This window comes from Staphylococcus sp. GDY8P196P (assembly GCF_017891705.1).
In the GTDB taxonomy this organism is placed as follows: domain Bacteria; phylum Bacillota; class Bacilli; order Staphylococcales; family Staphylococcaceae; genus Staphylococcus; species Staphylococcus ureilyticus.
The window spans coordinates 50,717-70,091 of the sequence record NZ_JAESJS010000008.1; the positions used below are offsets into that span (position 1 = coordinate 50,717).

The following is a 19,375-nucleotide window of genomic DNA, read 5'->3' on the forward strand; positions in this document are numbered from 1 at the left end:
TTGAATCACTCATTTAACTATTACGTAAGACAAAATTAGTGTTCGAATTAGTTGTATTGGCATAAAATTTGTAAATTGTAGTACATCGAACGAAACTTATACAAATTAAAAAAACGTCAATTTCTATATAATTTCAATAGAAACTGACGTTTTTTGGTGATTAAAAATTGCTTATATTTCAGACATCTGCAATCACTAAATTTTATATTATTATGATAGTTGAAATGGTCGCAATTTAGTCTTCAAAAATAAAATCTTCATCTTGTAATGCTTCAACGTTTAGCGCTAATGTATAACCATCGCCTTTAACAGAGAAGAAATCATGATTTTTTGTAGATGTATCTAGCGCATTTTCGATAATTGGATTAAATTCTCTCTCTTCAAAGTACGGATCAAATCCAAGGTTTGATAATGCTTTGTTACCATTATATCTTACATAGTTAAGCACATCTTCAGTTAAACCGATGTCATCATATAAAGATTGTGTATAAGAAACTTCGTTTTTATATAATTCATCTAATAGTTTATACATTTCTTGGTCTGCTTGTTGTTTTTCACTTTCAGACAATTCATTTCGTAAACTTTGCGCATCCATCCCAGTAAACACACCATGAATAGATTCATCTAATAAAATTTTACGAATGATTTCTCCTGAGGTTGTCATTTTACCTTGCCCAGCTAAATATAATGGGTAATAGAAACCAGAATAGAATAAAAATGTTTCTAGAAAAACACTTGATACACGTGCGATATATTGATCATAAATCGATGCTTCTTTACCCCATAATTTATGATAATTATTTACAATTTTATCCGATTTAAATTTCAAATGTGGCTCTTCTAGGACCCATTTATCTAATAAGTAGTTTGTTTCGCTAGATGGTAATAAAGTTGTAAAGATGTGAGAATAACTTTTAGCATGAATTTGTTCCATCATCGCCATAAAGGAATAAACCGCTTTTTTACGTAAATCTGTAGTATGTAACATGATTAATGGCATGCCATCATCTGCTTGGTGTGTATCCAGACCAGTTAAACCTGCTAATGCTTTTTTAAATGCATTTTTTTCTTCATCGGATAATGTTTTCCAACTTGCAATATCTTTTGAAACTTTAAATTCAGTTTCTACCCACATTTGCGAAATATTTTGTCGCCAAAACATATTTGTCATATCTTCTTGAGTATTCCAATTGACTGCTTTCATTTAGATAATTCCCCTATCTAGTAAATATTTATTTGAATTATAAAACACAGAAAGTGGGACAGAAATCTAAATATATCTTTAGATTTACTATCCCTCTGCATAAGTGACTCTATTTCTATAATGTTGATACACTTTAATTTAAATCATGTTCACTTAATGCATTACCTTTTTGTTTTTAAAACATATGCGATATTTCAAGATTCATATTTCCTTGTTCATTAAATTAGATAGCCTCGTTTTATATTGCACAACTCGTACATTCTTCAACACTTAATAATTTATTTCTAGTGTAATATAAAGATTTCAACCCTTTATGATGTGCATAAACATATAATCTAGATAATTCACGTGTTGATATCTCTGAGTTTACATAAAGAATTGTAGAAATACCTTGATCAACATGTGTTTGGATCGTAGCAATTAAATCGATTAATTTCATTTGATCAGTATTGAATGCAGATTTGTAATACCACATTGTTTCTGGTGATAAGAATGGCATTGGATAAAACGTTTCTGCATTACCGTAAGTACGACGCTCAATTTGGTCAACTATCGGCATAACTGAACTTGTCGCATTTTGAACATAAGAAATGCTTTGTGTTGGTGCAATCGCTAAACGATATGCGTGGAATAAGCCGTGAGTTTCAACTTCTTTTTGTAATGCTTTCCAATCTTCCGGTGTAGGAATTTCTAAACCTTCAAATAATTTACGTACTTTTTCATATTTTGGTGCAAACGTTTGCGAAGTGTAAAACTCAAAATATTTCCCATTCGCATAATCTGATTTATCAAAGTCTTTAAATGTTTCTTGTCTATCTTTTGCAATTTCCATAGATCTTTCAATTGAATAATAGTTCATCATCATAAAGAATATGTTAGCAAAATCTTTTGCTTCTTCAGATTCATAACCAATTTTATTTTTAGCTAGATAACCATGTAGATTCATAACGCCTAATCCAACTGAATGTAATTCACTATTAGCTTTTCTAACACCTGGCGCATTTTGTATATTTGCTTCATCACTGACCACTGTCAATGCATCCATGCCTGTGTGCACTGAATCTTTAAATTTTCCAGATTCCATAACATTAACAATATTTAAAGATCCTAAGTTACAAGATATATCACGTTTTATTTCGTCTTCGATACCATAATCGTTAATAATAGACGTTTCTTGTAATTGGAAGATTTCTGTACATAAGTTACTCATTTTAATTTGACCAATATTAGAGTTAGGATGTACTTTATTCGCATTATCTTTAAACATTAGATAAGGATAACCAGATTGCAGTTGTGTTTGTGCAATCATATTTAGCATTTCACGAGCATCTTTTTTCTTTTTATCAACATTTGGATTGGCTACTAAACTTTCGTAGTATTCATCTAAATTAATGTCATCTAACGTTACACCATATTCATTATAAACTGTATGTGGTGCGAACATATAAAAGTCTTTACCTTCTTTTGCCAGTTCAAAGAATTTTGAAGGTACAATTAAACCAGTAGAAATAGTTGATAATCGTAAATCTTCATCCGCGTTAACTTTTTTAGTATCTAAAAATTCTTCTACATCATAATGAAAAATATTTAAGTACACAGCACCAGCCCCAGGACGTTGTCCTAATTGGTCAGCATAGCTAAATCCACCTTCAAGAGATTTAGCAACAGGTAATACACCTTTTGCCACGCCTTTAATACCTTTAATCGCTTCTCCTCTAGCACGCAATTTAGATAAGTTGATAGCAACACCGCCACCAATTTTACTTAACTGTTTCGCTGTAGAATCTATAAAATTGATTGAATTTAAACTGTCGTCTACTTCTAGTAAGAAACATGACACAAGCTCACCACGACGCGCACGCCCAGCATTTAAAAACGTTGGCGTTGCTGGTTGATAACGTTGTTCAATCATAGCTGAGATAAGTTGTCTAGCTGTCGGTTTATGACCATTTGCTAGATATAGTGCAACAATCACAACATGTTGCTTATAATCTTCTAAGAACTGTGTTTTATCGTTTGTCTTCAACGCATAGTCTTTAAAGAATTTACTTGCTGACATATAACTGGCAAAACGAAAGTCAATACTTTTAGCATAATCTGTAATTTCTTGTAAATCCGCTTCTGAATATTTTTCAAAAACGTCAAAATAAAAATCGTTATCCACGAGATAATGTAAGCGTTCAATTTCAGTATCAAAATAGATTGTCTTATCTTGAATCTCTTCTAAATAAACTGCTAGTGCTTCTTGATCCTTTTCCAAATTAAAGAAACCATTATCTTTTCTTTTTGTAACCTCATTGTTTAATTCAATATGATTGTATTTCTTCTCGTCCATAATCTTCATTGAAATTTCCCACCTTATCTTTAAATTCATCTATATCATCTGCAGTGCCCTGTACTTCAAACTTCAATAATAATGGAACTTGGTAACGTTCCGAAATTGATCGTCCAGCTTTTGCGAAATTTTGTCCCCAATTACGGTTTCCGCTAGCTGCAACAGCTTTTAATAAATCATCATTTACTTCTAAAAACGCTTGAACTGGTTGGGGTACCTCACCAAATCCTATTGTCCCAGTGACCAAAACGAATGGCTCCTCAATTCTCTCTGAACAATTTTTTTGCGTGATTTCCATAACATTTGTCAGTTCGGTTTTTTTTATAAATCTGCGCACATTGCCGGAAAACGAAAAATATACCACTTTCATTGGCTCACCTTCTTTCTAATAGAAATACGTAAGTTGGAAAATCAAAAATTGTAAGGCTTTCGAGGTGTTGTTTTTGAATGTATTAAATGATTGAAATAACCACTATATATAGTAACTTGTAATTCTATAAGTAGGTATGTAAAAACTCAACATTTAAGTATTAATGCCTTATTTGTCATTATTTAAAGCCTGAAACTGTGTGATTTTACTTAAAATTTGATTTATTATAAATAAATTGACCACGTATCAAAACACAATATATAGTGTTTCGTCCTGGCCATTAATACTATATTATGTGTTTCATTATACATAACTCATCGCCTTATTAAAAGTCTTTAATTTATGTCAAAACAATGAAAACAGTATGAAAATGGCACCAATTCAACCTTAAACTCAATTTTAAATTTTTAAAAAATATTTTTTCGACTTTTAGAGGCTCAATGCTTGCTTTTTTTAATTTCTCTTTAAAGCTTGATATATCTGGATTATCTAGCCATAGGCCTTATATATTGCGCTTCATATATTATATTTTAGAACTAATTGCTATACTTAATTACTTTTAAAATTTCTTAATGAAACACTACATAAACAGAACGTTTGTTCGTATTTATACTTTAATATATTTCCCTTTTAAATTCAAGCATATATACATTTTCTAATTAACTATGCTAATATAGATACGTTAAAATTTTAAAATTGAGGCGATATATGTGAATCCAAAAATAAAAGGTATTATTGCTATTCTAATTTCTGCAGTTGGTTTTAGCTTTATGTCTGTTTTTTTTAGATTAGCTGGAGATCTCCCTGTCTTTCAAAAATCATTGGCAAGAAACCTAGTGGCAATGTTTATTCCTTTGTATTTTATATTTAAGTACAAACAACCACTTTTTGGTAAATTGAGTAGCCAGCCTTTATTAATATCTCGTTCTGCGCTTGGCTTAATTGGCGTATTATTAAATATATATGCCATCGACCATATGATTCTTAGTGACGCAGATACATTAATGAAATTAAATCCTTTTTGGACGATACTACTTAGTTTGATTTTCTTAAACGAAAAAGTACGCAATTACCAATTTATTGCTATGATCGTAGCCATTTTTGGTATGTTATTCGTTGTGAAACCTGAGTTTTCTTCTTCTATGATTCCAGCGATTGGCGGATTACTATCAGGTATCTTCGCGGCAAGTGCCTATACTTGTGTTAGAGCATTAAGTAGTAAAGAGGCACCATATACGATTGTTTTTTATTTTTCTTTCTTCTCTATAATAGCACTCATTCCATTTACGATATTTACATTCGAACCAATGTCTGTCATGCAAGTTGTTTATTTAATCGGTGCTGGCTTAGCTGCGGCTGCTGGTCAAATAGGTATTACCTTAGCCTATAGTTTTGCCCCAGCTAAAGATATTTCAATATTTACGTACGCATCTATTATATTCACCGCGCTATTTGGTTTTATTTTATTTGGTGAGTCACCAGATTTCTATGCAATTCTAGGTTATATCATTATTATTGGTGCAAGCTATTATATGTTTGAAAAAGCAAGACGCCAACCGTTAACCGTTCAGAAAAAGGAACAAAAATCTAAATATTAAAGGAGCAATTACGATGTCTGAAGGACGTAAACATGAAGATTTAAAAGATATTACTTTACTAGGAAACCAAAATAATAAATATGATTTTGATTATCGACCAGATGTATTAGAATCATTTGATAATAAACACCCGGGCCGTGATTATTTTGTTAAATTTAATTGTCCTGAGTTTACATCTTTATGCCCTATTACGGGTCAACCTGATTTTGCTACTATTTATATTTCGTATATTCCAAATATTAAAATGGTAGAATCTAAATCATTAAAATTGTATTTATTTAGCTTTAGAAATCATGGCGATTTTCATGAGGACTGTATGAATATTATTATGAATGATCTCATCGACTTAATGGATCCACATTATATAGAAGTTTGGGGCAAATTCACACCTCGTGGTGGTATATCTATTGATCCTTATACAAACTATGGTCGCCCTGACAGTAAATATGAAAAAATGGCAGAACATCGTTTAATGAATCATGATCTCTATCCAGAAAAAATAGATAATCGTTAATACAATAGGATAAACAAAAACCAAAAGTTGTTAAGTCTCGTTCGATAAAGGCTTAACAGCTTTTTTATTAAAATATTTTATTTTTGTATTTTTGAATGTATTTTATATTAAATCAATTCATACTTGTTAAATTATGAGATACAGTATAAAATATATCCAACCGTTAAAGGGGAGGGAAATTATGAAAAGATCGAATTATACGCATGAAGAAATTATGAAAGACATCCCAAACAAAGGTTTCTTTGGGCATCCAAAAGGACTAAGCACTTTATTCTTCACTGAATTTTGGGAGAGATTCAGTTATTATGGTATGAAAGCCATTTTAATTTTTTACTTATATTATGCCGTGGCTGATGGAGGCTTTGGATTGCCGCAAAGTGTTGCCATGCAAATTGTCGCAATCTACGGTACTTTAATTTATATGTCAGGTATCATCGGAGGATGGATTGCAGATAGAATCACTGGTACACAAGATGCAGTTTTCTATGGTGGATTCCTCATTATGATTGGACATATTTTACTTTCGTTACCAAACAATTTAACACTTGTACTAATTGCACTTGGTGTTATTATCGCTGGTACAGGGTTATTAAAACCAAATATTTCTACAACTGTAGGAGAATTATACGAACGTAACGATGTTAGAAGAGATGCAGCTTTTACGTTATTCTATATGGGAATTAATTTAGGTAGTATATTTGCACCACTACTTACAGGCTATCTACAAACAAGAATCAGTTTCCACGCAGGTTTCTTAGCAGCAGCAATCGGTATGTTCTGTGGATTAGTCGTTTATATTTTAAAACGTAAAAAATATCTTGGCCTTGCAGGTCGTAATGTGCCAAATCCATTAACAAAACCAGAAATCAAAAAATTCACTTTAATCACTGTTGGCGTCATTGTTTTATTTTTAATCTATTTATTTATTTTACATTTAAATAATGCACTTACATTAGGAAACTTTAGTCTTTTAATCACAATTTTAGGAATCGTACTACCTATATACATATTTATTAATATGATTGTGAGCAAAGATGTTACAAAAGATGAACGTTCACGAGTATACAGTTACGTACCTTTATATATCACATCTGTGGCATTTTGGATGATTCAAGAGCAAGGTTCAACGATACTTGCGACGTTTGCAGATACAAAAACTCAATTAGAAATGAAAACATTAACCAATGGTTTAATAGATTTTTCAATTCCTGCTTCTTGGGCACAATCATTAAATCCAGTATTCATTGTGATACTTGCACCAGTATTTGCAACTTTATGGATGAAACTAGGAAAACATAATCCACCAACAGTTCATAAATTTGCTTTTGGGGCTATCATTGCAGGCCTTTCATATTTAGTGATGATTATTCCGTTAGCATCAGGAAATGAGTTGATTAATCCTCTATGGCTTGTACTAAGCTTCTTATTAATATCAATTGGTGAATTGTGTATATCACCTGTTGGTTTATCAACAACTACAAAACTTGCACCACTGACATTTACTGCACGTATGATGAGTTTATGGATGTTAAGTAACGCAACTGCACAGGGTCTTAATGCCCAACTTGTTGTTGTATATACAAAAATGAATCAAAGCGATTACTTCATGTACTCAGGATTAGTAGCAGTCGTTATTGGGGTTATACTCTTAATCATTTCACCAAAAGTAAAACGTGCGATGAAAGGTGTATATTAATTGCTTAAATTATGATATTTCTAAGTGAGCAATATAGAAATCTGATTTCAAAGGTTTCTATATTGCTTTTTTTGTATAATAATACACTGCCACCCATTTAAATATAAATAAATAAAGATTTATGCTTATATAAATTGAAAATAAATCAGAATATTTCGAATATTGTTGTTTTAAGAATATTATTGAAATTTAATTTAATTAAGCGTAAAATCATTTTTATACATTCTTATAGGGAGTATGAAAGGACGGGGAATGTTTTTATGCAAAATCAAGATAAAGCCCATGAACAAGCGGTTCAATCCATCCCACAAAATGGATTTTTTGGACACCCTAAAGGGCTAGGCGTATTATTCTTTGTTGAATTTTGGGAGAGGTTCAGCTATTACGGTATGCGTGCCTTACTCATTTTCTACATGTATTTCGCTATTAAAGATGGTGGACTCGGCATGGATAAAAGTACTGCGCAGTCAATTATGGCAGTATACGGGGCACTGATATACATGACATCTGTACTCGGCGGATGGATTTCCGATAGAATTACAGGGACACGCGGAGCAACGTTTTACGGTGGTGTTCTAATCATTATTGGACATATCTTCTTAAGTTTACCTTTAGATATCATAGGATTATTTATTTCTATGTTCTTTATTATTGTAGGTTCTGGTTTAATGAAGCCAAGCATTTCAAATATTGTTGGTAGATTATATCCCGATAGAGATACACGAATAGATGCTGGTTTTGTTATATTCTATATGTCGGTTAACTTAGGCGGATTAATTTCACCTATTATTCTAGATCGCTTTGTACATACAGGTAACTTCCACGGCGGGTTCTTAATCGCTGCCATTGGTATGGCGCTTGGACTTGTTTGGTATATATTTTTCAATAAAAGAAATTTAGGTCAAATTGGTACAAAACCAACTAACCCATTGAATAAAAGCGAGAAGAAAAAATATGGTATTTTATTTGCTGCAATCATTGTAATCATTGCAGTTGTATTATTAATTACTGGCTTAACAGGCACATTATCATTTAATTTAGTTAGTACAACAGTACTTATACTAGGGATTGCCTTACCAATCGTATATTTCACAATTATGATTCGAAGTAAAGAAGTCACAGATGATGAACGCTCAAGAGTAATCGCATTTATACCGCTATTTATACTTGGCGTCATTTTCTGGTCTATTCAAGAACAAGGTGCTAACGTTCTTAATCTCTTTGCATTTGAAAGCAGTGACATGAAATTAAATCTATTTGGGTGGAAAACAGATTTCGGCCCTACACTCTTCCAGTCGATAAATCCATTATTTATTGTATTGTTAGCGCCAGTGGTTTCACTGATTTGGGCCAAAATGGCTCGACGTCAACCAAGCATAGCAACAAAATTTGTTCTAGGCGCAATATTAGCAGGTGCTTCTTACATAATGATTGGCTCTATTGGACATTCAGCTGGCGGAGCAGACATTAGTGTAAACTGGGTTATTTTGTCTTATATTATTTGTGTTATCGGTGAACTCTGTTTATCACCTACAGGTAACAGTGCAGCAGTTAAACTCGCACCAAAAGCTTTCAACACACAAATGATGAGTTTATGGTTATTAACAAATGCTTGTGCGCAAGCTATAAATGGTACTTTAGTGAAGCTCATTGAGCCTCTAGGACACAAAAATTATTTCCTATTTTTAGGAAGTATTGCAATTGTAGTTAGTTTGATTGTTTTAGCATTTGTACCAAAAATCGTCAAAGGTATGCGTGGCATTAAATAGCATACGTATCAAGCCCACTTCTCACTTTATTGAGTAAGTGGGTTTTTTCATGCGCTAAAGGTCAGATAAACATTATCTTATTCATCCTTGCGAAAAATTGTCACAGCAAAAAATTTAAAAATGAAGTAAATGCCACCAACTCTTCCTATATAATTATAACTATGAAAATATGGGTAAAGTGAATAAGCAACAAAATTTAAAAGAATATGGTGAAAAAATTGGAAAATACTAAATTCAAACACGGTGTCTTATTTTATCATGAATATAGTGGTATTAAAGATATATATCGAGGACTTGGAGATGTGGCAGCTTCCTTAACTACATTTTGTAAACATCTGTCGCTCCAACTAAGTGAAGACGAAGGTGATATTATAAGATTTTGTCAGAAGATTAAAGACCAAAGTTATAGTGACGATGTAGATATCATTTTCCTCCTTGGTGGCGATGGTACTGTCAATGAATTAATCAATGGCATAATGCAACATGAATTGAATATCCCTATTGGTATTATTCCAGGTGGCACATTTAATGATTTTGTTAAAACATTAAACCTGAGTCCACGTCATAAAATAGCCAGTCAACAACTTATTCAATCAGAGTTACAGTCTTATGATGTTATGAAAATCAATGATCAATACGCACTAAACTTTGCTGGATTGGGACTCATTGTTCAAAATGCAGAAAATGTTCAAAACGGTAATAAGGACATCTTTGGCAAATTGAGTTACGTAGGATCTACGGTTAAAACTTTGCTTAATCCGGAGCATTTTGATTATCAATTAACCGTTGACGGTAAAGTTATTGATGGTAATACTGCAATGCTCGTTGTTGCTAATGGGTCATTTATAGGAGGCAGTCGCATACCTTTAACAGACCTTTCATCTAATGATGGTTATCTGAATTTATTTATTTTTAAAGAACACAGTTCGAGTGTATTGAGTGATATATTTAAACAAAGAGATAGCATGAACTGGAACCATATGACAAACGGTATTCAGCATTTATTATCTAAAGATATCAAAATAGAGACCACACCGGAAATGAAGGTGGACATCGACGGAGAAATTGCATTAAAAACACCTATCCATATTGAAGTCATACCTAAAGCAATACAAATTTTAACGTTACCTGAAAATACGCCAGATAATGAATATGAATAAATACACTATATATAATGTTTACTAAATAAAATCTTATTAAAAAGGACTAATCCGCGTACACAATGGATTAGTCCTTTTGATATAGCGTTTAGAAATGTTTACTCTCTTAAAGTATAGATAGGTACACTTGAACTTATCGCCCGCTCACTCATGGATTTTCAAGATTCTGCACATTTTAAGTATAGCATCATTAAAATCACATATTTAAACACACAAAGACACGTTCATGTCATTAAATTTATATATCGTAATCACGGTCACCTAAGAAATACTTTTCAACATCATACCAGTCATCTACACGTGTAAAACGATCATCGTTTACATTATGAGACGCAGTATACATGATTGGCTTACCTGTAAATATAGCTAACTGACGAGGGTTGTCATCTATGAGATAGTCTGCATTTACGATATCTTTACGCCCACAAAAAACAAAGTGCTGTGGATCTAAAAATGGAAAATACTCTCTTAACCATTCATATTTATCATGAAATGATGTAGGAACATCCATTGCAGCAGTAGCAATATAAACATCATAGTATTCAGTTAATTTTTTCACAACTTCTTGAGCATGTGCCATCACTTTTAATTTTTTGAAAAAACCTGGTTCGCGTAAAATTTCATGCAATAAGCCATCATGTTCGGGCATTGCGTGACGTAATTTTTTACCGTCCAGCATATCATAGGTTATACCTAAATCTGTACGTTTGTTCACATCTTCAATCAGTGCACCTACTGTATCAGCAAGTACTTCGTCCATATCAATAGCAATTGATTTTCTAGTCATCTCATACTCTACTCCCTTTTAAGTTCTCATTCACTAACAATGATCACGCATGATTACATTAATCATCTGACAACATGACCCTGTTTATCATTATTAGTATAGCAAAAAACGTTCAATGAAACCAAAATTGTACATAAGCCTATCATAATATACTATATAAATTAAATATTTTCGTTATATAGTTCAAGCTTTATACATTTTAATTTATTGAACGTTATAAATGATGTTTGTTATAAATCAAAGTTATTTAATACTTCGATCATTTTATCATTTTGCTCAGGGAAGCCAATCGTAATTCTGACACCATTCGGAAATTCTCTTGTAATGCACCCCTGTTTTAACAATGCTTCATACAATTCGTGAGGTCGTGACGTATTCACAAAAATGAAGTTCGTTTGGCTTGGATTTAATTTATGACTACTAACTGAATCAAAGAATTTTGCTCTTTCTCGAGCATTTTTTTCACGAATAGAATCTAAATACGCTTGATCTTCTAATGCAGCAAGTGCAGCGTGTTCTGATAACCGTCCTACATTAAATGGTGGTCGTATAATATTCCACTTTTCAATTGCTTCTTGAGCAGCGACCACATATCCAATACGCATACCTGCTAATCCATATGCTTTAGAGAACGTTCTAAGTAAAAAAGCATTGGAAAATTGCTCTTGCAGTGCTAATGAATTTGGAAAGTCTTCAGCTGTCACGAATTCAACATAAGCTTCATCTATAATTACTGGTATTTCTTGAGGCACACGTGACAAGAAACGTTGCAATTCATCATGTGTAAAATATGTGCCAGTAGGATTATTAGGGTTACATAGCCATACAAGTTTAGTGTTATCATCAACTTCAGAAAGTATGCCTTCTAAATCAAACCCACCATCTTTTAGTGGTACCTGAACAACATCTGCTGCTTCTACTATGGCATTATGATAATATTGACCAAAAGTCATTTCACTTGTAACAATTTTATCTCCTTTAGTTAAAACAGCACGTGAAATCATTAATATCACTTCATCTAATCCTGCACCGAACAAAATACGTGCTGGATCAACATTCAAATGCTCACTTATTGCTTCTTTAATTAACGGAGAACCCGTTTCAGGATAAAATTGCAATTCATCTAAATGCTGCGTGATTGCGTCTTTCACTTTAGGTGACGGTCCATATAAATTTTCATTAGAAGCTAATTTATAAAGTTCACCCTCAATCCCGTATTGTTCTTTTAGTGCTCTTGGTGATAAACCTGGTTGATATGCTGATAATTGTTCTATTTGTTTTTTCATTGTTGATTCGGGCCTCCTTAAATTTACAGAAATTTCAAAACTTAGTAACCATTATATACCTTATTTCCATTGAAAATCAATGTAACTTTTTTTGAAGTGAGAATTTAATCAAATATAAATACGAGTTCAACTTAATGTGTGCTTTAACATAGTAAAACACATTGTTAAACTCGTATTGTCTTATGAATTAATCAATTAAATTATGCTTTTCTAAATAGTTTTTAGCTACCTCATAAGGATCTTGTTTTTTCACTGTAACTTCATAATTCATTTGTTGCATATCTTCATCAGATATCTTACCTGCTAATTTGTTAAGTGGTGCTTTGATTTCAGGATGTTCCTTTAAATATGATGTTTTAAACATAGGTGCACCTTGATATGGTGGGAATACCTTTTTATCATCTTCTAAAACAACCATATCGTATTGTTTTAATTCGGCATCTGTTGAATATGCGTCAATTAAGTTAATATTTCCGCTTTCAACTGCTTGATATCTTAATTTCGGCTCCATCGTCTTAACTTCTCCAAAATCTAAATCATATGCTTTTTTAACAGCTGGATAACCATCACCACGATCATTAAACTCTAATGTGAAACCTGGCTTAATTTGGTCACTTACTTTGTTTAAGTCACCTATCGTTTTAAGGTTATGTTTTTTCGCAAAATCTTTTTTAACTGCCAATGAATAAGTATTGTTATATTTCATTGGTTTTAACATAGTCATATCGTATTTATCTTCTAAACTTGATTTTGCTTGTTGATATACCTTATTTTCTTGTTTTGATTTCAAATCTTCCTTTGTTAACTCTCCAAGTACAGTACCTGTAAACTCAAGGTAGCCATCTATATCGTCAGATTTCAAAGCATTAAATAGGAATGAAGTTTTCCCCATGCCGTCTTTAACATCTACTGTATCATCTGTTTCTTCTTCAATTAAAATTTTATACATATTTGTAATTACAGATGGTTCTGACCCAAGTTTACCTGCTAATGTAATTTTATCTCCTTTTTGAGCAAACATTGGTCCAATAATCACTAATAGCAGAATTATAATAATTGCACCTAGAGAAATAAGTAACTTTTTATAGGACAGCTTTTGCATATACCGTAAAACTAAATCAAAAAGAATTGCTAATAAAGCTGCGGGAATCGCTCCAATAATGATCAATGATGTGTCATTTCTATCTATACCTAAAAGAATCAAATCACCAAGACCACCAGCACCAATTAAAGCTGCTAATGTAGCAGTCCCTATAATCAATACCATAGCTGTTCTAATACCTGCCATAATTACTGGCATAGCTATGGGTAATTCCACTTTCGTTAATCTTCTTCCTGGCTTCATACCGATACCCTTAGCTGCCTCAATTAATGAGCTATCCACTTCATTGATACCAGTGTATGTATTTCTTAATATCGGTAATAATGCATACACTACTAACGCAATCACTGCTGGTACCTTACCAATACCAAACAGTGGTATCATCAAACCAAGCAATGCTAATGATGGTATTGTCTGTAGTACTGCCGCAATATTCATCACAATTTCAGAAATCTTACGTGTCTTCGTGAGCAAAATACCTAATGGTACTCCAATTATTGCAGCAATGAGCAATGCAATAAATGATATTTGGATATGCTCAAATATCGTAGTTAACAATTGTCCCTTTCGATCTGAAAGTGTATTTATTAATTCATTCATCTTTGACCACCCCCTGTATGCTCGGATAGATATTTAAACATATCTTCGCGTTTAAGCACATGTTGAGTAGCAGTCGATTCATCATTAATAATGATAGCATCATGATTAGCTAAATCACTATAAATGTTTTTAATAGAGACGTCGCTGTTAACAATAGGATAGCCTTTGGTAGCTGCTTGTTCATCAATCGTTAATTCTCCAATAAGTTCTGATAGTTTAATATCTTTTTCTATTTTAAGTGATTTATCCCCAACAAATTGTTTTACAAAATCACTTTTAGGATGATTAACCATATTTTCAGGTGTATCTATTTGCTCTACATGTCCTTTGTTTAATAGACAAATTCTGTCAGCAAGTTTCATCGCTTCTTGTATATCATGTGTTACAAAAACGATTGTTTTCTTTATTTTTTGCTGTAATGCTATTAAATCATCTTGTAGTTTTTCTCGACTGATTGGATCTAATGCACTGAAAGGTTCGTCCATCAATATAACTGGTGGGTCTGCGGCTAATGCACGCACCACACCAACACGTTGTTGTTGCCCACCTGATAGTTCATCTGGTTTTCTATCTTTAAAAAGTTCTGGCTCTAAGCCAACCATATTTAACAACTCATCTATACGTTCATCAATATCCACGTCTTTCCATTTTTTCATTTGTGGTACTTGTGCAATATTTTCTTTTATTGTTAAATGTGGAAATAATGCAATTTGTTGCAAGACATAACCAATATCCCAACGCATTTCATATACTGGATAGTCACTAATTGGTTTACCTTTAAAATAAATAAATCCCTCTGTTAATGAAATTAAACGATTAATCATTTTTAATGTCGTTGTTTTACCACAACCTGAAGGTCCGATTAAAACAAAAAACTCACCTTCTTTTATATTAAAGCTAAGATCATCTACAGCCTTTTTATCCCCATAACGTTTGATTACATTTTTAAATTCTATCAATTTTTCACCCTCACTCTTTTCATTGCCTTTACTATCACTTAAAAAAATTCACATAGTTAACACATAACCGATTTATGTATCATTTAACCCTTTTGAACATAGTTAGATAAAACAAAAACGAAGTTAATTGAAACCCATCAATATAACTATTACATTTGTACTTGTATAGTATATTAATAGTTGTCAAATTAACTTCGTATTTATCGCAATTATTTCAATGTAAAATACTAATACCGTTAAAATTAAGTATATGAGATTATATATTCTAAAAACAATTATTTGCTCAACTAAATTTGAGCTTTATAAGATTGTATTGTTTCTAAAAATATTGGACAGTAGTGTTTTAATTTATAACTTCCGACACCATCAATTAAGATCATATCTTGCTTTGATTCTGGTTTTCTCTTGGCAAATTCTTCCAAAGTAAAATCTGAAAAAATACTTACTGGTGGAATAGTTAATTTTTCACTTAATTGTTTACGCACGGCAACTAATTCATCAAATAAGGCACGGTCTACGCCTTCTACGGTATTGATGTTAACTTTTTCTTTTGATTTACGTTTAAATGGTGTTGTATAAATTGAAATTTGATTATTTAGCAATTCCTTTACAGATACATCGCAAATCAATATTTCATCATGCTCATTTAAAAATCCTTTGAATCGCAATTCATCCATAAGATGACTGAGTTCAGATGTCGTATAGTTTTTCATAATGCCATGTGTGGACAATTGATTATAATCACAATAGCGAATATAATCAGAGTCTTCACCCCTTAAAACTTGAATAATGACACTATAACTTTCTTGCTGTTTCATACGTGCAATACAACTTACGATCATTTTCGCTTCGTTCGTCATGTCATATGTTTTATTTTCTCTAACACAATTACTACATTGCTCACACTCTTCTAGTTTTTCATTGGGTTCAAAATAATGTACGAGTGTTGCTTCTAGACACTTTTTAGTTTTCGTATATAGTAGAATTTTATTCAATTTTTCACCCATTTTTTCTTTGTAATCATCGTCTGCTTTTGAAGATGAAATAAAATATTGGTGTAAACCAATGTCTCTATCACTGAATAAAAGGATGCAATCACTTTTCAGTCCATCACGACCTGCACGACCCGCTTCTTGATAATACGATTCTAAATCACCAGGCATGTTATAGTGAATCACAAAGCGCACATTAGATTTATCAATCCCCATACCGAATGCATTCGTTGCAACTACGACACGCACACGATCATATACAAAATCATTTTGAGCTGCTTCCCGCTCTTTATTGGATAAACCAGCATGATATATTGTGCTGCTAATTTTATTGTTTTCTAATGCTTCATGTAGTTCTTCTACTTGTTTACGTGTCGAACAATATATAATGCCTGCTTCTTTTTGATGATCTTTAACATATTCTAATACGAACTTTTGACGCTGATACGTTGGATTAACTTGAAATATTAAATTTCGTCGTTTCGTACTTGTTTTGATTTCATCGTGTTTATCGATGTTTAAGCGATCCATAATATCTTTTTGTACTTCGATTGTTGCCGTTGCTGTTAATGCTACAATTGAAAAATCTTGTGGTAGTGCAAAAACTTTATGGATGACTTCCTGATAACTTGGTCTAAAATCATGTCCCCATTTTGAAATACAATGGGCTTCATCAAACGCAACTAAGTGTATATCTAACTGCTGTAATAAGCGCATAAAATTGGCATTATCAAAACGTTCTGGTGCAACATATAAAAATTGGATTTCCCCACTTTTCAGTTGTGTTTGAATATCTTTTTGTTGCTTTTGTGTCAAACTACTATTTAAATATGCTGCGCGAATCCCCATGGCCTTCAATTGATCAACTTGATCTTTCATAAGTGAAATTAATGGGCTGATTACGATTGTGGTACCACCTAGCATTAATCCCGGCACTTGATAACAAATTGATTTTCCCCCACCAGTTGGTAAAACGCCAAGCACATTACGATGATCCATTACTTTAGTTATTATTTCTTTTTGACCTGGACGGAATGTGTCATAGCCAAAATAATGTGATAATGTTGCTTCCATGTTATATAATCCCTCATTGTTCTTTTAATTCTTCAAGCTCGCTCCATCTTGTTATATCATCTTCATACAACGTATTAAGATTTTGTTGTTCTTCATTTAATTCTTTGACTTTAGCGTAATCAGAACTTGCTTCAACCATTTCTTGTTCGATCTCTTCTAATCTATGTTCGGTTGTTTCAATACGCGCAATAATTGTTTCATATTCTTGTTTTTCTTTATATGATAGACCCTTTTTCTTTTTCTTTGCATATGTTGGTTTCACTTTTGATTGTTGCTTTTCTTGCATTTGGCGTTTATCTATCTCTTTTTTATATGCTTCATAGTCATCAAAACTTCCTATAATACGTTCTAATTTGCCATCATGAATATACCAATATTCTTGAGCAACTTTATTTAAAAAATATCTATCATGACTCACCGTGATGACTGTACCACCAAAAGTAGCGATATAATCTTCTAAAATGGTTAAAGTTTCTGTATCCAAGTCATTCGTCGGTTCATCTAATAATAGAACATTAGGTTGATGTACTAATAATTTTAATAGATACAATCTTTTTTGTTCTCCACCAGATAATTTATACACCTTTTTTCCATGCGTTGCACTAGGGAATAAAAAGCGTTCTAACAACTGTGTAACAGAAACAGCAGTTCCATCTTTTTCTTTAGCTACTTCACTTTCTTCACGCAAGTAATCGATCATTCTGATGTCTCGATCTAAGCGCGCTTCTGTCTGTCTGAAGTAAGCAATTTTAACAGTTTGACCAACTTTCAATGCCCCTTCGAACGCTTGGTCATCACCATTCAAAATATTCAGTAATGTTGTTTTACCGGCGCCATTTGGTCCAACGATACCAATTTGTTGTCCATTTTGTATAATTTCTGTGATGTGTTCAAACAATACCTTATCGCCGATGTGTTTTGACACGTTTTCAAGTTCAAAAACTTGTTTACCTAAACGTGAATATGCAAGATTTAAAGAGGCTTTATCTTGTTGTTGTTGATTTTTTACATCATGTTCTAAATCTTTAAATCTATTTTTTCGTGCTTGTTGTTTAGTAGAACGTGCTTTAACTCCTGCACGCATCCAAGCTAATTCTTGTTTATATAATGCACGTTGTTTCGCTTGTTGTTTTTGCTCTACGACTTCATTTTCAGCGCGTTGTGCGATGTAATCTTCATAATTACCGGGATAAGTAGTTAATTTCCCACGATCTAATTCAATAATGCGAGATGATACTTCATTTAAAAAATAACGATCATGAGTTACGAACAGCACTGTATGTGGGTATTGTTTAACATAATTAATTAGCCAACTAATTGACTCAAAATCTAAATGGTTCGTAGGTTCATCCAAGAGTAATAAATCTGGTTGCTCTATAAGTGTTTTAGCAAGACCAACTCGTTTTTGTTGGCCACCCGAAAGTTCTCTCACTTTTTTAGTCGTATCATTGATGCCTAGCTTTGATAAAATAGTTTTGATTTCAGCACTATAATCCCAAGCTTGATATGTATCCATTGCTTCTTGTGCTTGCATCATCTGTTGAAAATCTGTCTCATTCTGTGTCTCACTATATTTTGTTACAGCAGCTTCATATGAACGTATCACTTGAAGTGTCTTTGTCTCTGACGTTAATACCGCTTCAAAAACCGTTAAATTTTCTTCGAATTCTTGCTTTTGAGACGAATAACGTATGCGATATGCATTAGGATGTGAAACCTCTGCCTCGAAGTCTTCATCCAAACCAGCGATTACCTTTAACAAAGTACTTTTGCCTGTACCATTAATACCTACAAGACCTATTTTTTCTCCTTCAGAAATAGACAGATGCAAATCATCAAAAATGATTTTATCGGCATATGATTTATGTAAATGTTCAATTTTGTAGGCTTCCATCGTCCAACATCCTTTTTAATATCGAAAATTATAAT

14 protein-coding genes are annotated in these 19,375 nt (G+C 32.5%); 5 read left to right on the plus strand and 9 right to left on the minus strand.

Annotation, left to right across the window (positions count from 1 at the left end; genetic code table 11):
* Positions 1–235 precede the first annotated feature (235 nt).
* The 3 genes from nrdF to nrdI all read right to left on the minus strand — a co-directional run bounded on the left by nrdF (position 236) and on the right by nrdI (position 3,909).
* A complete protein-coding gene (gene nrdF / locus KA814_RS03195; protein WP_019469517.1) occupies positions 236–1,204 on the minus strand; it encodes a class 1b ribonucleoside-diphosphate reductase subunit beta in 969 nt (322 codons plus the stop codon).
* Positions 1,205–1,442: 238 nt separating this feature from the next.
* The gene (gene nrdE, locus KA814_RS03200) at positions 1,443–3,548 is read right to left on the minus strand and encodes a class 1b ribonucleoside-diphosphate reductase subunit alpha (protein WP_046207408.1); all 2,106 of its coding nucleotides are present in this window, start codon (positions 3,546–3,548) and stop codon (positions 1,443–1,445) included.
* Positions 3,511–3,909: a class Ib ribonucleoside-diphosphate reductase assembly flavoprotein NrdI gene (gene nrdI / locus KA814_RS03205; protein WP_064209517.1), complete on the minus strand. Its 399-nt coding sequence runs from the start codon at positions 3,907–3,909 to the stop codon at positions 3,511–3,513. Before nrdI ends, nrdE begins: the two co-directional genes overlap by 38 nt.
* Before the next feature lie 710 nt (positions 3,910–4,619).
* Between nrdI and KA814_RS03210 the strand changes: the two genes are divergently transcribed.
* The 5 genes from KA814_RS03210 (at position 4,620) to KA814_RS03230 (ending at position 10,646) form a co-directional block, all read left to right on the plus strand.
* Positions 4,620–5,507, plus strand: a complete 888-nt coding sequence (locus tag KA814_RS03210) for a DMT family transporter (RefSeq protein WP_046207406.1) — start codon at positions 4,620–4,622, stop codon at positions 5,505–5,507.
* A 13-nt stretch (positions 5,508–5,520) separates the two neighbouring features.
* On the plus strand, positions 5,521–6,021 hold the full coding sequence (queF, locus tag KA814_RS03215; RefSeq protein WP_046207405.1) for a preQ(1) synthase: 501 nt from the start codon (positions 5,521–5,523) through the stop codon (positions 6,019–6,021).
* Between the two features lie 181 nt (positions 6,022–6,202).
* Positions 6,203–7,717 (plus strand): peptide MFS transporter, encoded by a 1,515-nt coding sequence (locus KA814_RS03220; RefSeq protein WP_064209518.1) that lies wholly within the window; start codon positions 6,203–6,205, stop codon positions 7,715–7,717.
* Positions 7,718–7,977: 260 nt separating this feature from the next.
* On the plus strand, positions 7,978–9,486 hold the full coding sequence (locus KA814_RS03225; RefSeq protein WP_064209519.1) for a peptide MFS transporter: 1,509 nt from the start codon (positions 7,978–7,980) through the stop codon (positions 9,484–9,486).
* Positions 9,487–9,692: 206 nt separating this feature from the next.
* The gene (locus tag KA814_RS03230) at positions 9,693–10,646 is read left to right on the plus strand and encodes a diacylglycerol/lipid kinase family protein (protein WP_064209520.1); all 954 of its coding nucleotides are present in this window, start codon (positions 9,693–9,695) and stop codon (positions 10,644–10,646) included.
* A 238-nt stretch (positions 10,647–10,884) separates the two neighbouring features.
* On the opposite strand, the gene KA814_RS03235 is transcribed toward KA814_RS03230, so the two are convergent.
* The 6 genes from KA814_RS03235 to KA814_RS03260 all read right to left on the minus strand — a co-directional run bounded on the left by KA814_RS03235 (position 10,885) and on the right by KA814_RS03260 (position 19,340).
* The gene (locus tag KA814_RS03235; RefSeq protein ID WP_046207401.1) at positions 10,885–11,433 is read right to left on the minus strand and encodes a 5' nucleotidase, NT5C type; all 549 of its coding nucleotides are present in this window, start codon (positions 11,431–11,433) and stop codon (positions 10,885–10,887) included.
* A gap of 230 nt (positions 11,434–11,663) precedes the next feature.
* The gene (hisC, locus tag KA814_RS03240) at positions 11,664–12,719 is read right to left on the minus strand and encodes a histidinol-phosphate transaminase (protein WP_046207400.1); all 1,056 of its coding nucleotides are present in this window, start codon (positions 12,717–12,719) and stop codon (positions 11,664–11,666) included.
* A gap of 187 nt (positions 12,720–12,906) precedes the next feature.
* Complete coding sequence (locus KA814_RS03245; protein WP_064209521.1) at positions 12,907–14,421, minus strand: ABC transporter permease/substrate-binding protein; 1,515 nt, start codon at positions 14,419–14,421, stop codon at positions 12,907–12,909.
* Positions 14,418–15,380 (minus strand): ABC transporter ATP-binding protein, encoded by a 963-nt coding sequence (locus KA814_RS03250; protein WP_064209522.1) that lies wholly within the window; start codon positions 15,378–15,380, stop codon positions 14,418–14,420. The genes KA814_RS03245 and KA814_RS03250 overlap by 4 nt, the downstream gene beginning before the upstream one ends.
* A 287-nt stretch (positions 15,381–15,667) precedes the next feature.
* Complete coding sequence (gene recQ / locus KA814_RS03255; RefSeq protein ID WP_064209523.1) at positions 15,668–17,446, minus strand: DNA helicase RecQ; 1,779 nt, start codon at positions 17,444–17,446, stop codon at positions 15,668–15,670.
* Between the two features lie 13 nt (positions 17,447–17,459).
* The gene (locus tag KA814_RS03260) at positions 17,460–19,340 is read right to left on the minus strand and encodes an ABC-F family ATP-binding cassette domain-containing protein (protein ID WP_064209524.1); all 1,881 of its coding nucleotides are present in this window, start codon (positions 19,338–19,340) and stop codon (positions 17,460–17,462) included.
* Positions 19,341–19,375: the final 35 nt, after the last annotated feature.

Bases quoted from the DNA above. Each gene is read 5' to 3' on its own strand.
- KA814_RS03225 (WP_064209519.1), top strand. From the start codon at position 7,978: ATGCAAAATCAAGATAAAGCCCATGAACAAGCGGTTCAATCCATCCCA.
- nrdI (WP_064209517.1), bottom strand. From the start codon at position 3,909: ATGAAAGTGGTATATTTTTCGTTTTCCGGCAATGTGCGCAGATTTATA.
- recQ (WP_064209523.1), bottom strand. From the start codon at position 17,446: ATGGAAGCAACATTATCACATTATTTTGGCTATGACACATTCCGTCCA.
- nrdF (WP_019469517.1), bottom strand. From the start codon at position 1,204: ATGAAAGCAGTCAATTGGAATACTCAAGAAGATATGACAAATATGTTT.
- KA814_RS03245 (WP_064209521.1), bottom strand. From the start codon at position 14,421: ATGAATGAATTAATAAATACACTTTCAGATCGAAAGGGACAATTGTTA.
- KA814_RS03220 (WP_064209518.1), top strand. From the start codon at position 6,203: ATGAAAAGATCGAATTATACGCATGAAGAAATTATGAAAGACATCCCA.
- nrdE (WP_046207408.1), bottom strand. From the start codon at position 3,548: ATGAAGATTATGGACGAGAAGAAATACAATCATATTGAATTAAACAAT.
- KA814_RS03230 (WP_064209520.1), top strand. From the start codon at position 9,693: ATGGTGAAAAAATTGGAAAATACTAAATTCAAACACGGTGTCTTATTT.
- KA814_RS03260 (WP_064209524.1), bottom strand. From the start codon at position 19,340: ATGGAAGCCTACAAAATTGAACATTTACATAAATCATATGCCGATAAA.
- hisC (WP_046207400.1), bottom strand. From the start codon at position 12,719: ATGAAAAAACAAATAGAACAATTATCAGCATATCAACCAGGTTTATCA.
- queF (WP_046207405.1), top strand. From the start codon at position 5,521: ATGTCTGAAGGACGTAAACATGAAGATTTAAAAGATATTACTTTACTA.
- KA814_RS03235 (WP_046207401.1), bottom strand. From the start codon at position 11,433: ATGACTAGAAAATCAATTGCTATTGATATGGACGAAGTACTTGCTGAT.